This window comes from Ruficoccus amylovorans (assembly GCF_014230085.1).
GTDB lineage: Bacteria > Verrucomicrobiota > Verrucomicrobiia > Opitutales > Cerasicoccaceae > Ruficoccus > Ruficoccus amylovorans.
Map to the genome: position 1 here is coordinate 38,499 of NZ_JACHVB010000058.1, position 17,878 is coordinate 56,376.

The following is a 17,878-nucleotide window of genomic DNA, read 5'->3' on the forward strand; positions in this document are numbered from 1 at the left end:
TTTTTATTACTGCATACATACGATCGTCGGGCTAGTTGGTATTAAATACGGCTTGTTCACGCTGAATATCCGCTTCACTCATCCACCGGAACGCTACTATGGTATAGCGTCGGCCAAATCTTTCGTTAATTGAGCCAGGGGTGGGTAATTCATTCGCAGGAAGTGTTTCGTCCACGTAGTCGGGGGTACGCTGCAGCAGGGCTTCGCACCAGACTTTCGAGTCGTCATATTTACCATAGGCGCGCACACGGAAGGTATCGGACCGAGCCTGCAGGCGAGAGCCGATGCGCGCGAGCAGGCTACCGGCCGTCAGGTATCGGGGCTGGATGGCCGTGGGCTCGGGCAGGCTCTCCGTAATCATGTCGGCGTGCTCATTGATATTCGACGCAGTCAACGCGTCCTCCAGTACCTGGCTGTCAATGAATCCGCTCAGCGACGGGAACGGTCCTCGTTCTTTAACGAGTCGCGCGATTTCGCTCGCCAGCGTTTCCAGTTCATCGGTGCTAACCGGGCGCACACTGCTCCACTCCCGACGGACCGGATCGCTATCGGTATGCAACAGGTCGTAATAGCCCAGCCCCGGATGCGTGTCGATGCGGCTGCTCATGATGTACGGCTGCCCATCATTACCCGGATCGATCTGGACAGAGGCCGCGGGATCGTCGTCATCAGGATCGGCAGGATTATTTTCTGAATCGGGGCGATAGACGTAGAGTGAGTCGAGCGAAGCAGAGCTGAGCAAGGCCAGCCAGGCATCCGGGGAAATCGAGTTCACATTGAAGCTCCCCTTACGGCCCAGCTCAGACGCCATAAGTTCGGGCTGGAGGGACAGCGAGCTGACGGGTTTAGAGTCAAACGTCATGTAGCGGGGACTGATTTCGACATCATCCGGATCTCCCGTATAGCCCGAAAGAAAGCTCTTGTCCCAAAGCTGTGCCTGCAACTGACGTACGGCGGCACGCACCTCGGTATTCATGTCGCTGTCATCCTCTAGGTCGATCGTATCGGCAGCCGTCGTCAGACTCCAGGCCGGCGCATAAGACAAGCCCTCCAGAAGCCCTGTCATATCAGCCTCGATCTGCTCTTCAGACAGATTGGAAAAGCCCGCATGCCGCAAATTGGCGATATTGTCCGGCGACCACGCAGGCACATCAAACAGCAGTGCCCGCTGATGCGGTTCTTCGCCCTCGGCCTGCCCGAAAACTCCCTGTGTCTGATCCCCCTCGGCGGGAATGCCACTCACAATCTCGTAGGGGTCGTCATTGCCCTCATAAACCGCTTCGTTAAGACCGTAGGGAACGCCTCCGCCAGGCTGGCCCGACGAGTTCTTCGTCAAGGGGGCGTGAATAGAGCGTGGGTCAGGCGTGCGCTTCAGCCAGTCGGCTGAATGCGTATCGTCGGCCAACTGATAGCCGATCACGACATTGGGCGAGCGACGACCGTCCGCCCCGAATGTGCGCATCCCCAAACGACCACTCTCGGTCTGAAAGGGTTCGGCATACATGGGAATCCAGCGCTCCTCCAGCAGCACGTCCTCGCTCCGGTCCGGATAGGTTCCTCCCCCGGCATATTCGTTGGGCACGTAATAGAGGCGTACGCGGAATTTGTGAGGTTCCTGACCGGGCATAGGCGATCTGAAATTAAAGCGCATGGAATACTCGAGAGGAGCCAATGCTTGTGCGGTGGCGGAGTTTTCTCCCCTATCAATACGCTGGTTATAAGCGTAGCCGATGCCCATGCTGTCGTTCGGCACAACGTTACTGTTACTGATGTCCTTGGGCTTCCTAAAAAAGCTCGTATTGGCATCCGGCGACACACTATCGGTCGTATCGGTAAAGCTGGTACGCGCATTGCCGATATTCTTCCAGCTCTGCTTACGCACATCGTGGCGCGAGTCAGTCTGATAACGCTGACTGAACAAGCTGGAAGCGCCGGGGCGCAGTCCGACCGGGTCAAGCAGCATCTCAATCTGCGGATTATCGGCATCACGCGCTTGCAGATAATCGGAGTTCAGATCGAGATAAAACGTATGACGCCAGGATTGCGTCCACAGGGAATCAGTGAGGTCAGGACTCGCGCTCGGATAGACGGTGACCGAAAAATACTCGGAGCCATCCCCTTCAAGCTGGTTCCACGCCGTCCCGATCGGCCCAGGCTGGAGGTAATCCGTGTCACTAATAGCGGGATCGCGACCGGGCAAGTGATCGACAACCACCCGGTAACGCGAAGGATCAAAAGCGACCGCGTAGGGATTGGTGATCTCGACATTTGGGAATAGATGAAACTGGTACGTGAACTGATTAGCGACCATACCCCCTCCGGTCGCATAGCTGCCATTATTCTCAATGTGGAGCCAGTAGTTGAGCTTGATTTCACTGATGATAGGATGAATCGTCGAGTTCGGGGTTATTGACTGCCGGAAGGGACTGCCGTTGAAGGCGGCTAACACCTCCGAGGATTCGATATAATCCCTCAGCTTCTGCTGTACTGCTTGCGGCAGATCGATGGAGAAAGCCCTCAAATCGGGATCACCACTATCAAAGGCCCAGGTACTCAGGTCGTAGAGCAGACCGCCCTCACCAGAGGACTGCGCCAGCACGCCTACCGTCTCCGCAGTCAGTCCGAGCGGATGATCCGCGACATTGTTCTTTTGCAGAAACAATTCCAGCCCCGATGCATTCGAGGCCTTGTCGAATTTATCGGTATCGGTAGCCGGCTGACTGAATACATTGACCGGCAATCCCCATGACGCGCCATGCAACCACTGGGAGCGGATTTCGGGGCTGGAGAAAACCATCCCCAGCGCCTCTGGCGTAGCGTGGCCAGGGGCCAGCGATACCCGCTGGCTTTCATCGCCGATCCACCACGCCGCTTCATTCGCCCCGCTTAATCCAGCGCTTCCGGCGCCCATGTCGATAAGGTTGGCACGTACCTCCACCGGCACCACTTCGCCCGTGTCGTTCCTTTCGCCGTAGGTCATGAGCAAAGCCCTCTCCCCGCCCTCACGTTGGCTGGCGAGGGTGGCAATCGGAGCGTCACTGCCCAGGTCGCTGGAGACATTGCTGTTGTAGACATGCACCCATCCCTCCTCTCCCTCCACCGAGGAAGGGACGGTAATTCTCGTGTCGGGTCCGGTGTACAACTGGAGTTCACCGATAGCCATCTGTAGAGCGGTAAGGGCATTTTCACGGGCATGAACGATCTCCACGCTCGTGCCCGCATTACGGGTCTCGACACGGATCATAGTCGTGAGGCTGGACAGCAGCAGAAAGATGAACGCCATTAGCACCAGCGAAATGACAAGGGCAAAACCCTCTCTGTATGCAGAATTTGACGGGGTTCTGGGGAGCATGAGATTTATGTGGTTAAAAAGTTAGCCAAGGCAGACAAAGGCATCTGCCTATAAGTGAAATATTATAGAAAACTACGAATAGTACAATTCCCGCAAGAAGGCATCCAATAACAACCAGTCTCCATGATGGTCATTAACCATACATAGGCCCCAATCACATGATCACTCAGGTATCTATTCATAGATAAATGTAGCCTCTTGAGAGGGATAAAAGTCTACGCGCAGCGTCGCGCTGTTTTGTCCGGGAAGACGCACCGTGTAGCGGCCAGCGCTGCCAGTCACCTCGATATCATCCAGCAGGGCGGCCACCAGGCTGGTATCCCGAATCGGCATCACCAACGAAACGACTTCGACCGTTTCGCCGACACCGAGTGTTTTCCAGGCGCAGAAAACGTCGTTCACCGAGGCGTACTCGTCATAGGGATTGTTAACGTACTTAACGGACGCGCTGCCCACGGAGGGGAAGTAAAAGAGCGTTGGTATATCCGGCCGGGGCACCGAGCTGCCCCCTGGCAGAGTGGCACGGTGCGCGGACTGGAGCACCCAGTCGTCACCTTGCTGTGCGGGCGGGCCAAAGATTTGAAAGAGCGTGCCGACCTTGACCCCGCCACTATAACCGCTGACAGCCTTGATCCGATCCAGCAGAACAAGCACGCCGTTATTGAGCAGAACGGCCTGGCGCTGAGCCTCCACCCCCGGATAGGCAAACTGTTCATAGTCCACGACACCATAAGCGACATCGTCCGATATCTGAACAGCCTCCCAACTGCGAATATGATAGTCAAAGGCCGCCACATAGCCGACATATTGCGAATAGGCATCCGAACCGTTGCTGGGCGCGGTCACATCCGAGGAGGCCGTCGGCACAATCGGATAATCGATTTGGGCCGGTCCGGCAAAGATGCCGTTCGTTAAATTGGCGCTGGAACGCCGGCCATAGCGAGTTGCCAGATGCGCGCCCTGGTACATCAGCACATCGACACCGATCCGGTGATCATGAGCGGCCTTGTGCCCCGTATAGCTGAGATCCATGAGCATATACGGAGAGCGCGGATGGTGCCCCGTAGACAGGATCAGCTTATCCTGAACATGGACATAGTTCGTGTCTCCACGCCCAAGCAGTAACCCATCATAATAGGTCGAGGAGGTGATGCGGTCAGTGATGCGGGATGGGACATCCGCTTGGCCCGGTACAGCTGTCACCTCAAAGGCCTGAATATGCTCGGGCCATATCCACAGGTGCGGCAGGACTTCATTGGTCAGGCGCTCTGTGGCGTCTCGCAGATAAATATCCGCGTATTTGCGGGCGACGTATAAATAGAATGGGTTTTGATAGAGCTGATAGCCGACCATCAGGTCCCAGGTCAGCCACACGCCGGCATCGAGTTGCAGTTCGTTAGTCGTTCCCTGCCCCACCATGCGCTCCATGCTTTTCCCCCACTTGGCAGACTGCCCGCTGCTGCACACCGTACGCGCCATCCGGTCGATGATCCGTTGGATATGGATGGAATTCTGAAGGTCACTGACCCGGTCCATTTCATACCCCATCCTAAGAATTTCCCTCAGCCCGGTACCAGCATCGTAGTGCGGGGAGTTGTCCGCGTCATAGGACATGTTAATGACATTATCCCAGAACGTCTCGAAGGTGGACTTTGTCAGGGGGTAAGCGCTGGCGTCGTCTGCGTAAAGGATGGAAACCAGGGAGGCCACCCTCATCGCAAAGACCTCTTTGTTATAACCGGTTGTGTAGTATGCCCCATCGTAATAACTCTGGCCTTCGATATACGTCTCAATGATAGCCTCGACATCCTCCTTAAAATCGCCGGTGTAGGCACCCAGACGCTTCAGTTCGCAAGCCATTTCAAGCAAATAAATCGCGGGCTGAACCGTGTCCAAATCCCAGATGCGTTGCCCTTGCGGAGAAGTATTTATCGCATCGACAAGGGCTTGGCATCCGGCCTGTCCACGCGCCAGCATCCTGGGCGTTATGACCGTGTTGATCCCCGGCATATTATACATCGTACCCATGCGCGAGAAATGCAGATATAGATCCTCAACGGCTCCGCTTTGTGTCGCCTGCGCGGCCAGACCATCGACATAGGCTTCAAATGTCCCGTCGGCCAGCTCTGAGCTGACCTCATCCATATGGTCCTGCCAACGCTGCTGGAGGAACCGCTCTCGCTCGATGACTGCGGCATCCGCCTCCTCATGCGGCACCGCATCCATCGGAAACAGGGCCGACTGAGCGGGAACCTGCGTCACCTGAACCTGTAGCTTGGAACCCGTCGAAGTGTTGTTGATCGCATAGCCGGGCGTCACGCAATGAAACACCATGTTGCTGGTATTAATTAAGGGCGTATCATTTTGCCCAAATGCTTTCCCCGAGCCCAAAACAATGGTTTCACCATGACCAGGCCGATAGGTGTCAAAATTGACATTGACGTTAACGACCCCAGCCCCGCTGCAATCCAGCACCTCGGACACGGCCATTTCCCCGTTCTGTCGATCCCAGCTCCAATCGATATTGAAGTTTAAATCAATAGTATCGACGGCATTCGCGCCAGAGATTTTCCTGAATCTGATTAAATCTGCGTAAGAACCTCCAATGGTGAGGATCAAGCTCTCGGGCTCATTATTGAATAAAACCTCATCCGCGATGAAACTGCCACCGGAGATGTACGCGTCAAAGGCACCGTTTTTGAGACTCAAGTCCTGAGCGCTGGGATTAAACACTCCCCCAACCTGCGTAAAGATCGTCGGCGATCCATAAGTCATCAGCAGCGTATTATCGGCGACAAGCTCTCCTTTAAGTATTTCAATATTAGAGGTCATAGTCCCACCCACCTGATTACCAAAGCGGGTGGAGTTACCTCCTCCGATCAAATGCAGCGTCCCTCCACTGAGGCGCAATGTAGGCTGTGAGCCTGCGCCCTGCTGACGATAGTAGCCAACTGTCAACGCCCCTCCCTCGGTGATATTCAATTCTCCGTCCGAAGTGTGGACAATAAAGTCGCTCGCTTCCCCAACGCTCACCGGTTCATCGACGGTCATGACATAGGGGCGATTAAGATTAATCCTGTCCGCCACTGATGGGGTGTTACTGGGCAGGCTGCCGGGCGTCCAGGTACTGGCAGGGTTCACCGTCCAATAGCTGTCGCCGACATTATTCCAGCCCCACGTGCTGGCATGAACGAGACCTGACATCGAACATGCCACAAGGGTGAGTACAAGCAAGTGTCTATGGGGATTTTTCACAACGGGAGGATGATTCAGGGGGGATTATTTTAGAAACATTTTGACGTGGACTCCACCTCCGGGGGCATATCCCAGACTGTGAGACCTGTCAGATCTTTGCGATTTCCACCGGTGAGCAGACTGGCGAAATATCCGACGAACATGGCAAACACGAACGCGATCACGGGGTAAAGCATCCAGTTCACGCTCGTGTACGTCTGCACCAGGTAGACAATGACGAAGCCGCCGATCAGGGCGCTGATCGCACCGAACGAGTTTGCCCGCCGCGTCAACAAGGCCAGCGTAAAAACCGCCGGGAACGCACCAATGATCAGTGACATGAGCCGGGAGAAAGTCTCTTGAGCGGAGGCCAGATTTAACGAAGCGATCAAGATGGCCGCCCCCATCCCGAGCAGGCCCGTTATCACCGTCATCAGCCTGGCCATTTTCAGGCAGTCGCCTTCCGTCGGATTTTTCTTAAAGTTGCGATAAAAATCGGTGATGATGACGGTTGATACACTGTTCATGGAGGAATCCAGTGAAGACATGGCCGCTGCGAGAATGCCAATCACGACCAAGCCCGAAAGGCCTGCCGGCATTTGCCCGGATATGAACTGGGGGAACACCGTATCGGTCGCCTTCGTCAGGTCCAGCTTCATGGGAAAATGTTTATAGAAGACAAAAAGAGCGATCCCGACCAACCACATGCTGCACTGCAACGGCAGGGCCCATAGGTAATTCCATAGCGTTGCCTTCTGCGCACTCTTGACATCCTTGACCGAGGATATCCGCTGGATAAACGCCTGGTCACCGATCGACATAAACGCAGTGACCGGTGCCATCAGCAACAGTATCCAGAAAATCGGCAGGGTGAAATCCAAGCTAAAATTGAAGACCTGCCATTTATTATAATCGGTGGAGACCTCCAGGAAAGTGCTCAGGCCTCCGTCAATCCGGCTCAAGATCAGGAAGACACAGAGGATGGCCCCCCCCAGCATGATGCCAAACTGCACAACATCCGACCAGATAACGGAGCTGATACCACCCAAGGTCGTATAAAACATGGCGACCATCCCCGTGACGATAATGCAGACGTAGACATTGATGCCTGACACCGAACTCAGAGCCAACGCAGGCAGCAAAACGACTACCCCCATGCGACCGGCCACCTGGCTGACCACATACAAACCAGCACCTAATAAACGGATACCTTTTCCGAAGCGGGCCTCCAGATATTCATAAATACTGACAATGTTGAGCTTGCGGATAATCGGGATCAAAAAGATAGCTGAAAAGACCACCGGGATGATTCCCAAAAACAGATTCGCTCCGAAATAAACAATGCTCTCTTTATAGACCAGAGCGGGAATCGCCATCATGGTGATCGCGCTTGCCCCCGTGGCCTGCGCACTGATTGCCGCCGCCCACCACGGGATTTTTCGACCGCCGACAAAGAAGTCCTCACTGTTTTTTTCCTTGCGCGCGTAGTACAGGCCGATCGCCACCATGACGAGAATGTAGATCCCCATCAGGGTGTAATCGTAGGCCCCTAGACTACCACTGTCGGGGGTGACCCAAATCTCACTGACATGCACGCCCTCCTCGCTGAAATTAAAGAGAACAGGGACATCTTTTTGCATGGCCTTGAAACCCGTTCGCTCCGTCACCCGCCAGTTAGTCATCCGACTCCGGCTTTCGAGTGCAGGGAGTGTTTCGAGTTTAAACCAGCTATCGGTGATGATATTGTAGGCCAACACCAACGGTAGATTTGTGCGCGAAACATCCATGATCTTTGAGAACCCGTCAGCATGTCCCTTCGCGGGTAGATTGGTGAACAACAGGTGCGACTGTCCCACGCAGGCACCGTCAGCGTCTCCGACGGGGAAGGGCGCTGCGGTTAACTCGGTCCAGCCGGTGCCCGAGCGGGACCCCTCCGTACGATAGCGCCACAGATCATTCCGAGCCGCCCAACCAGTCTTATCCGCATTGTCCCGACTCCATCCGCCCGTGACAATGATCGAGCCCAACTGTGTACTCACACTCGGGAGCAGACGTGCGGGCAGCGGACTCGGTGTCTGCTGCCAGGTCGCATCAGGGTCATCAATCGCCAGCGTGAATATCGAGTCGCTCATGTGAAGGGGCGACATAGAGGTCAGACCACCGATGACCCATATTTTTCGGTCAAAAATGACCGCTCGCGCAAACGCCAAGGCGGTTGGCAGGGCCGGAAGCCCTGTGCTTGTCACCTCATCGCCATCGATCCGATAGAGCACCGCACTGCGACTGGGTTCGCCTGAGACAAGCCCTCCGATCAGATAGAGGCCGTTGTTGCCCCCCAGGACAGAAGCCGCATAGGCCCGATCATCCTCTAACGGATAGGCATCCCACGCTTCCGCATTTTCAACCAGACGATACAAGTACGGGATCGGCGTGCCACTGACTGACTGACCAGTCGAAGGCGGCTCAAGCATCCCGCCAGCCGCGAACAAAGCGGCATCACCACCTTCGATTGTTATTCCATAACCCTGGGCAGGAAGCGGCGGCAGATCATACTGCGTCAGGGCCTGCGCGGCCGCCGCCTCGGTCAGACACAAAGGTACCAGCAACAGGGGTATAAGTCTGATGTATTTCGCTAAAATCATTTCAACGTTGGCATGTTCTCCCAATCGAGAAGCTATAAAGTCGAGACGGGTAGCTGGGCATTGAGCAACTCGACGGAGACCGACGGACTTGCCCAGGGCAGGTTTAGCTCAGAAAATAGTTTCCCGGTATCAAAGGCGGTCACCATAGCATTATCCATTTCCTCCATATACATGAGCACGCCATCGTCCCCGAGAGGCATTTTGCGGATTTGGTCTTCGCCGAAGGAATGTACGGGCATTTGTTGCATACCATAGACACACACGGTGTGAGCAAATGCGGCGTCGACTCCACATAGCGGTCCCACTGCATCAATGTCCTGCACCCGCCGGATGCAGTGCCACAGCTTGCACATGGGATCGGCTTCCGGATTCCCGTAGTTAATGGGTTCACTGTTTGCGCAAATGGCGACAATCTCGCCGTCCTGGGTCAATCCGACCGTTGCATGCTCAAACTCAAACTCGAACACAGGGCCGTCGTTGTTTTTGACGCAGTGGGCTGCGTAGAAAAGAATCTCCACATCTTCCAGAGTCTTGATTCGGCAACATGCTGCATCGAAATTCTCAATTGCATTGGCCCGATAACATTCTCCGGTGATCTCAATGGGAGTCGCCGCCTGAGCAATCGTCGGCCCCGTCAAGTAAAGCATGTTATGCAGGTAATGGGCTGCCGCGTTGTTGATCGGACTGTCATTCACGTGTCGCCCTTTGGGGTCACGGATTTTTCCGGCCCAGTGGTTACGCTGGTAGTAAGCACTCGCCCGGGGCCAGGCCACTCGTGTTTTTAAGCGTAGAGGCTTGCCCAGGCGTCCGCCGAGGATATCCGCCTTGAGGCGTTGGATGGCATCACTAAATGACCACTGGTAGCCGATCTCGATAAAACACTCTGAGACCTCTGCGATTGCGCGCATCTGCTGCGCCTCCGCAAGCGTGGCCGCCATGGGTTTCTCGCACAGCACGTTATATCCTGCCCGCAGCAGTGCACAGCTCTGCTCCGCATGATAGCTGATCGGTGTGGAGATGACCACCAGGTCGGCTTGATGCTTCGAGCGCAGAAAATCATCAAGCGACGAGTAGTGTGCGATTTCAGAAGATGTGAGCCCAGGATAATTTTCAAACTGCGTCCGGACAGGATCAACGATCGCGGAGATAGAAGCTATCCCCTGCGGATAGATTCGCTCTATTGCCTTCATGTAATCGCGGCCATAGCCGCCACTACCCACAATGACGATATCTGTTGAGCTTTTAGGAATATTCATTTTCAAAATCCATGTGTGGCCTTCATAACGACAACTGCCGTCAAGGCCGGCTAACCATCGACATCAATCCGTTGGTCGAAGTTGGATGCGCTTAATTTGCATGAGGGCCTCACCTTTCGGCAAATTCACGGGAGTGAGGACAATGTTCTTCCAGCCAGCGCTGACAAAGGAGAGAGGACCAACATCGACAAAGGTCAGGTTATTATCGCCTCCGGTGTTTTTTACCTGTGCCGTGAGGGTGTTCCCATCGGCCTCTATCTGGTAGGTTCCATTAGCCCTGCCGGAGCCCTGCTCCACCCGGAGCTCATAAGTGCCCGGCTCGGGGACGTAGATCGGATAATCGACGGAACCGCTTATCCACTTACTAATGACATCGGGGCTCCGGAATTCCCACCCCTGCTGCCCTGCTATATTTGCGATGGCATCTTTGGGCTCGGCTACTGCAGGTCTGCGAGCCGGGTACGCATAGCTGTTCGGCTCACGCGACACAGACCATTTTCCCTTCCCGTTATTCAGGACAGTGAGGGTCACTCCCGGCAGCACGATCCTGGCCGTATCACCGGATACCCGGATACCCTGGGCGACATCGCTACCGGCGACCCCACGCTTTTGTGGCACGACAATGGTGAACCATGCCATCGGCTCCGTACCGGCCACGGTCCGCTTGGCATAGGCCGTGTTCAGCAGCCCCTCGCGCTGATACTGAAAGCCCTTCATATTCCCATGCCGGAATCCGCCCGAGATTTGCTGGACACCGATCTGATTTAACTGCGGCTGATCGAACCAGACGGTCATGCCGCTGCCGCCGTACCCGATATCCTCAGAAATCGACTTCATCGGAGCCTCGCCATAACTGGTAAACCAATTCTCCCCCTGCTCATCCAGCGAATAGAGCTGCCATATCGAGCCTGCATCCAGCCCTTGGGCTGTGCTTCCCGGTTCAAGCACGTCACGGATCACCAGCACGCCTTCTTGCGTCAGGACGACCCCCCGGCTCAGCGCCGAATCATAAGTGCCGTACTGGTCGAACGCCATATAGCCGAAGACATCCTGCCCCCGTTGCTCGATCCACGAGTCATCGAGATTTGCCAGGAGGGTCTGCATACTCCAGTGGTGCCAGGCATTAATGCCGCCGCGCTGATCAGGGAAGCGGATCTCCATCCCCGTCAAGGCCTGCAAGGGAAACGGCCCCTCATACATTAGATCATATTGCAGCAAGGGGTAATCTTTGACGTTGAACTTGAAATCATAGGGCGTCGTCGGGCTGTTGATAGAGCCGTTGGCGCTTAGCTGGACACACAGGGAGCTGCGCCCTTCGGTGTGCTCGCTCGATTTACTCACCAGCTCAGTCGGCCACCAACTGTTTTTACGGTCCGCACTGGCCGGCCCCTCAAGGTCGTCCACGACAATCGTGCCCTTCGGCCCAACCAGCCGAATGTTGTCGATGTACAACTTTACCTTAGCGAATGCGGGATTCAGAAAGCGGATGCTCATGCCGGTCAACTCGCGCATGTCAGGATCGCTCTCGCCTTCGATCGTGTTGAGGCGGTCTGTCGGAACTTGTTGCGTGCGCCAGGTTTTCTCTGGCCACTCCGGTCTTCTTGGCCACTGGTCAGAGTTTTCACCGACGATGACCTGATTGCCAAAGGGCGCCCCAGGCACATGCCGCTCATAGTTATAGAAAAGCGGGGTACTGTCGGCCTCGTAATAGCTGACGGAAGGACGGTTATCCATCGTCGCCTGCGAGTGATCACCCCGTGAATACAGGTCGATCATGACCATGGAATCGCCGGGCTCCTGGCCGGTTTTGAGCAGCATTTTATCCTGATGGGAGTTGCCAAGACGATCATTTCGGATCGTGGTGATGCTGTTTTCCGGCAGTGGCATCACACCGGACTTTTCATAGAGATCGACATCCAGAAACAGCGGATAATCCACCTCCTGGATATCCCAATATCTGCCATAGTCCGAGTACCTCGCCTCGTAGGCACGGTAGAGCTTGCGGGCGCCACCGGCGAAGTGCGGGTCCTGGTAGATACTGGCCGCGTATTCGAAGAGATTGATCCAGCGGATAAGCGGAGCGGGGTGAAAATAATCGTCGCCCCACTCCGGCATGAAACCTTCCGGAGAAATCATGTACAGGTACTTTTCAAAGGCGTTATGAAACTGATCGCTCTGGAAATCGTCTTCCACGCCCAACTGCTGGGCCAGCAGAACAATGCCAGCGAAGCCCAACGAACTGTAGTTACCGGAGTTTTCGTCCAGATCACCGACTTCGCATACCATCTCCCAATATCCTTCCATCGCGTCTTCCAGCTCGTGCATCCGTCGGTCATTCGGATACATCTTGAGCAAGGCTGCTGCACCGGCCAGCGGGACCGTCACGCGGTTTGAGTGAGAGCGACTGTTCGCCAGGCCAGTCCCCCACTCGATGGTATCGGCGACCATCACTTCGAAATCTGCGTCCCACTCCGCTTTGAACGCATCAGCTTCTTTCAGCATGCGCGCGGAAATCATCATGGGCTCCATCAGAAAGCAATCCGTACGGTGAATGTTGCGGTTGTTGGATGCCGCCCTCAACTCCATGCTCCAGGCGAGTCCTTTCCCAAAAAACGCCTGCGCGATCTTGATGTATTCAGGATTCTGCGTGCGCGCGTAGAGCATCATCGAGAGCTCGGAGCATTTAAAGAGATCGAAGGGGCGGCGTGCTTTCAGCTCCGTGAAGCTTTTCTGCTCAAAGGGCTTTACCGCATCCTCCCACCCGTATTTGCGGATATTTGCATCCAGAATCTGTTCGTACTTTTGGATGTAGTCCGGCAGCGGATACGACTCCCCTGCTTCATTCGCACGGCAACTGAGACAACTCATGAGCACGGGAAGCAAGACAGACACAAAAACGATAGAGTGGATGCGCATATTCACGGGGTTTAACATTTGAGGTATTACTTGTGACACGGCGAATTACTCTGACTCTGGGTAATGAGCCGGAGGCACCATATTCTCCGGGACATAGGGTGACTGCCAGTAGGCACTACGACGCCGGAAACGCAGGTCGGATGTCTGCGGCCACCAGTTCAGCCAACTCCTGGGATCACTGCTGACAGAGATGCTTTTAGGCCCCTCGCCGTTTTGATTAACCGACGAAATCGCGTATTCATAAATCGTTACACCTGACATATCCCGTCCGGCATTCTCTGCATCACCCGGAAGCGGGTATTCCTGAACAACCCCAGTTGCCGCAACATCCACACAGGTGTTACTAAGCGCATCCTGAACCAGCGTCCACTGTTCAGTCCCCTGTTTTCGGCGATAAAGGCGGTAGGAGCTCGCCCCCAGCACCTCCCCCCAGCTAAGCGCCACCTGATCGTTGCCCAGATCAAGCGTAAGCCCGTCGGGAGGGAGAAGCGGCTGGTCGCTCACGTACAAAGGATAAGCCGGAGAGGGCTTCGCGCTGCGTTGACCGTTCAGGGAGATCGCTCGCAAATGCACTTTCTCCCGGTTAGTTAAACCATCGATTCGATGGCTGCCCTGTGGGGCATCCACATCGAAGGTCACGAGCGGCTGCCAGCTCTGCGTATTATCTGTGCTGATTTCCAGGCGTATCTGTTTCGTACCGGCGCCGGCCTGCCAGAAGACATCCGCCCCGCCGCTAAAGTTCTCCGTGCGCACAATGCTGCTGCGCATGGGCTGGACGGTATCTTTGGTCAGCTCCCATTGGTGAGCCCCTGCCGGCAGGTCAACCGTCAGCAAGGTACCCTGCCGTTTGACGGGGACCAGCTCCGCGTCGATATAAAACTTTACCGAAGGAGTCAGCCGATTGCCGCGGATTTGTAGTTGTCCGCCTTCAGGGCTGGAAAATTGCCCCTGTGCCGACGCAGGGTCGGAGGAAATAAGGCTGATACCGATATCCGGACGATCGACCTCCAGCATAAAGCCGTTTGAGCCGATCTTTTTACTCTGCACCATGGCCATTTCCAGAGTATCTCCCCCATGCCGGATCACTCCGGCTTTACCGTCAAAGACATCGCGTCCCATCTGATAGATGACGCCGTTTTCGTTTCGGAAAACCGTGTCGTCACTGGCGGCTGTTTTGACCTGATAGACCCCATCGGGCAAGGAAGTGCCTCGGGCGTTTCGATACCCCTTGATGCTGGGCTCCTCCAGATATGGCAGATCCACAGCCGTGAGGTTCTTGACCTCGACATCGTCCTTGGGAGTTACCAGCACACGGCTGCTACCAACAAACTGCCGCTCAAAGCCTTTGCTCGATGGCGTCCGAACCTCTGTCCAATGGTCTTGGCGGACCATCATCGGCTTGAGGAACACCAAATGGGGAAATTCCGCATCCTTGGCGGTAAACCAGGTGAAACGACTCTCTGTGCCGCTCAGCACCTCATCGCTGAGGATAAAGTAATCGGTGCCGACCATGAATACATTCCGACTCTGGTACTCGGGCCAGGAATAGGCGCCCTCGCCCTTGCGCGGGGTGAGCTCGGCAAACTGTGCCACCCCGAGGTCGTAGAGTGGTTTCTCCAGCAGGTTCATCCCGATAGAACGAAACGCACCGTCTTTCATCACGCCGAAAGTCGTCACTCCGTCCGTATCGTCCATCGTACGATCGCCCGCACTCTCGCGCTCATGCCCGGTAAAGAGTTTACCCTGTGCAAAGAAATACAGGCTGCCGCTGGCCCCCTCACCGGCATTACCCCAGCGATAATTCGGACCGCGGTCCACCTGCTCCATATGGAGCGAGAGCTCGTCCGGCGCTCCAACACCGGCTCGCAGCACGATACCATGCCCGGTGTATTTAGTGGAGGTCAGCTCAGGCGGTGTCCCTTGCATATCCCAGTTGAGAATCTTCTGCTCGACCCCCAGCCAATCGGCGTGTCCGGAGTGGTTTTCATAGTCCTGATTAATTCTATCAATCCAGAGCAAATGCTCGCCCAGCATAGGCTTGTATCGAAGCATCATGTTCCCCAGCAGCCACACGACAGAAGGCGGCTCGATGCCGGTGCCGGACCCATGCGCACCGTGGGCGGGATACTGACGCTTGAAGCCCAGCTCGGGGTCCAGAGGGTCGCCCGGCTCCCAACTCTCAGAGATAGGCGGAGGCGCCTTTTGGTTACGGAAATCCTGACGCCAGAACGGATCGGGGTTATAGACCGGAGCCGAAAGCATATCCACCAGCCATTGGCCGCGAGAGGCCATCCAGGGATTCGCCCAGCGGTTTTTGCCATCGGTCAGGAGACCCGCCACCAGTGAAAATGAAAGTGGCCTCAAGTCCGCCCAGTTGTAAGTGCCAAGGCTTTCGGTCCAGCGCCCGCCGTTGCTGTTTAAGCCAGGCACTTCTGGGCGGGTAAAGAAACGGCTCGTCAGCCTGACGCTTTGTTCGTAGTAATCCCGCCACTCCTGCGACATAGGATGAGCCGGGAAAAGATAGGCCATCTGCATCGGCACGCACCAGCCGTCCGCGGCCATATTGGGTGCGCCCGCCAGCGCGCTGCGGATCGGGTGCATGCCCTCCCCTTCTGTGATGTAGCCAGCAGCCAGCATCAGCGCATCGACACGCTTACGCTGCTCCGGCGTAAACTGGGACTGCAGGCGATTGTAAGCATCTGTCACCCAGCCATAGACGAAACGATGCTGAATCGAATTGATGCCCGGCCAAGTATTGAGCCCCAAGGGATAAAAGACAAAGCTCGAACGAAAGAGAAAATCCTCGAACTGCTCGGGAGTCTTGATTTTACCCTCATCGAAGATCTGCTCGGGGTGCGGCTGGCCCTCGGGATATTCCAGCACCCAGTCTTTGACCTTATCCAGACAGAGAAACCCGTAGCGCGCGCGCAGCAATTGTATATAGCGCAACTGCATATCCTTGACGGAGAAGATCGCATTGGACGTGCGCCCTTTCTGCTGCACCGGCAAATAAATCTGCCGCATATTTTCCACCTCGGGCTGTTTGGTGTGCGGATCATAAAGAGCAATGCCGGTCGAGCGCGTTCCCTCCACCAGCGGCCACGTCCAGACCAGGGTGTTGTCCTGCCCGGCTTTCAGCGGTGTATTCGGGCCATAACGGAAACGCACCTGCAACAAGGTCGAGGGCTGCCAGATCGGATAAGTGCCGTCGTTCCATTTTTCATCGTCGAGCACGAAAACGCCCAATTCTTCACCGTCAGGGCCATCCTCCCAGAAAGAGATGTGAGGCGGAATTTCGCGCACACCATTGCCACCGTAGGGAGACAGGCGAAACACCATTTCCTCGCTGGGCTCTTCGTTCCATCCCGGTTCCCAGTGAGGATCCTCTTTGACGTAGGGCCTGATAATGGGCTCGGCGATGGCGGGCCATTCGACATTCGGATTCGTCGGCCCCTTCCACCACCCGGCGGCGAATCGAAAATCTGGGTCGAAGTTATCCCACTGCATTTCGACCTGTACTCCATCGGATGGCGAAATACCCGCCATGGACTCATCGAACTCGATAAAATCATAGTCGGACACGACCTTGATTGTCGCCGTATAGGTCGCGCCATCGGTGAACAGGTAGCTCAGTCGAATCTGGGCAAAGAGGTCACCGGACTGCACGACTTCAGTTGTCAAAGAGCGAACGGATTTGGCACCAGGCTCCAAAACTGAGTGACCGATCCAGCGATCCTTTTGGCGGAGAGACAAGATCGGGCCGGGGACCTGATCGTGCCGGGCAAACGTCTGCGAGTCCGGAAGACGTACTGCCAGCGTGCCCGCATTAACCTCCAGGACGCCCGCGTCTTTTGTGACGATCACGGGATGCTCAAGTTTGTTCGCGGCTATCGGGCTCGCGGCAACCGAAAGCTCGAATATGCGCTGACCACCTGAAGGCAGCTCACTGAAAAAGCTGATATGAGCAGTTCTCTCGCCTGACGCCCCTTGCTCGATGTCTGAAAGCTGAAAGGGGAGCTGACGCCCGGTGTCCAGATCCTTCAGACTGAGCACATCCACATCGACGTCTTTAGCCAGTGTGACAGGATAGGTTAACAGAGTCCTCGGCCAGGCATAGGCCGGAAAATCGATATTGTCGCTGATCTCGAAAACCTGCGGGTTCCCTTGCGAGAGAACATGCTTCGCGTCACTGGTCGGCTGGGCCGAAAGCGCTGCCAACAAGCACAAGCAGCCGATCGCTGCCGATGCGAATTGCTTAAAAAATGAGGGGCTCTGGAGTCGGTTCATCTTTTGAAAACGATGGATACGTACGTTGTCCGTCCACGATCCATCCGGAGGGGATGGGGACAGCAATACGAGTAAGATGGGTAAGCTATCGCAGCCCTCCCGCGTGGAGAGTCACAGCACAAGCAGCGGGGGATCAGAAAAACCAGCTCTGACGAGGTCCGATGAAGAACCCCGCCAGAGCCAGGTGTAAG

General features: G+C 55.7%; 6 protein-coding genes. All 6 read right to left on the reverse strand.

The features are described 5' to 3' along the window. Positions 1–31: 31 nt before the first annotated feature. Complete coding sequence (locus H5P28_RS16810; RefSeq protein WP_185676856.1) at positions 32–3,352, reverse strand: hypothetical protein; 3,321 nt, start codon at positions 3,350–3,352, stop codon at positions 32–34. 174 nt (positions 3,353–3,526) lie between these two features. Further along, positions 3,527–6,586: a hypothetical protein gene (locus H5P28_RS16815; protein WP_185676857.1), complete on the reverse strand. Its 3,060-nt coding sequence runs from the start codon at positions 6,584–6,586 to the stop codon at positions 3,527–3,529. 50 nt (positions 6,587–6,636) lie between these two features. Further along, positions 6,637–9,228, reverse strand: coding sequence for a sodium:solute symporter (locus tag H5P28_RS16820; RefSeq protein ID WP_185676858.1), 2,592 nt, complete (start codon positions 9,226–9,228; stop codon positions 6,637–6,639). Between the two features lie 32 nt (positions 9,229–9,260). After that, a complete protein-coding gene (locus tag H5P28_RS16825) occupies positions 9,261–10,484 on the reverse strand; it encodes a Gfo/Idh/MocA family protein (protein ID WP_185676859.1) in 1,224 nt (407 codons plus the stop codon). A 63-nt stretch (positions 10,485–10,547) separates the two neighbouring features. Then, on the reverse strand, positions 10,548–13,406 hold the full coding sequence (locus H5P28_RS16830; protein WP_185676860.1) for a carbohydrate-binding protein: 2,859 nt from the start codon (positions 13,404–13,406) through the stop codon (positions 10,548–10,550). Between the two features lie 39 nt (positions 13,407–13,445). Continuing rightward, on the reverse strand, positions 13,446–17,687 hold the full coding sequence (locus H5P28_RS16835) for a fibronectin type III domain-containing protein (RefSeq protein ID WP_185676861.1): 4,242 nt from the start codon (positions 17,685–17,687) through the stop codon (positions 13,446–13,448). Positions 17,688–17,878 lie beyond the last annotated feature (191 nt).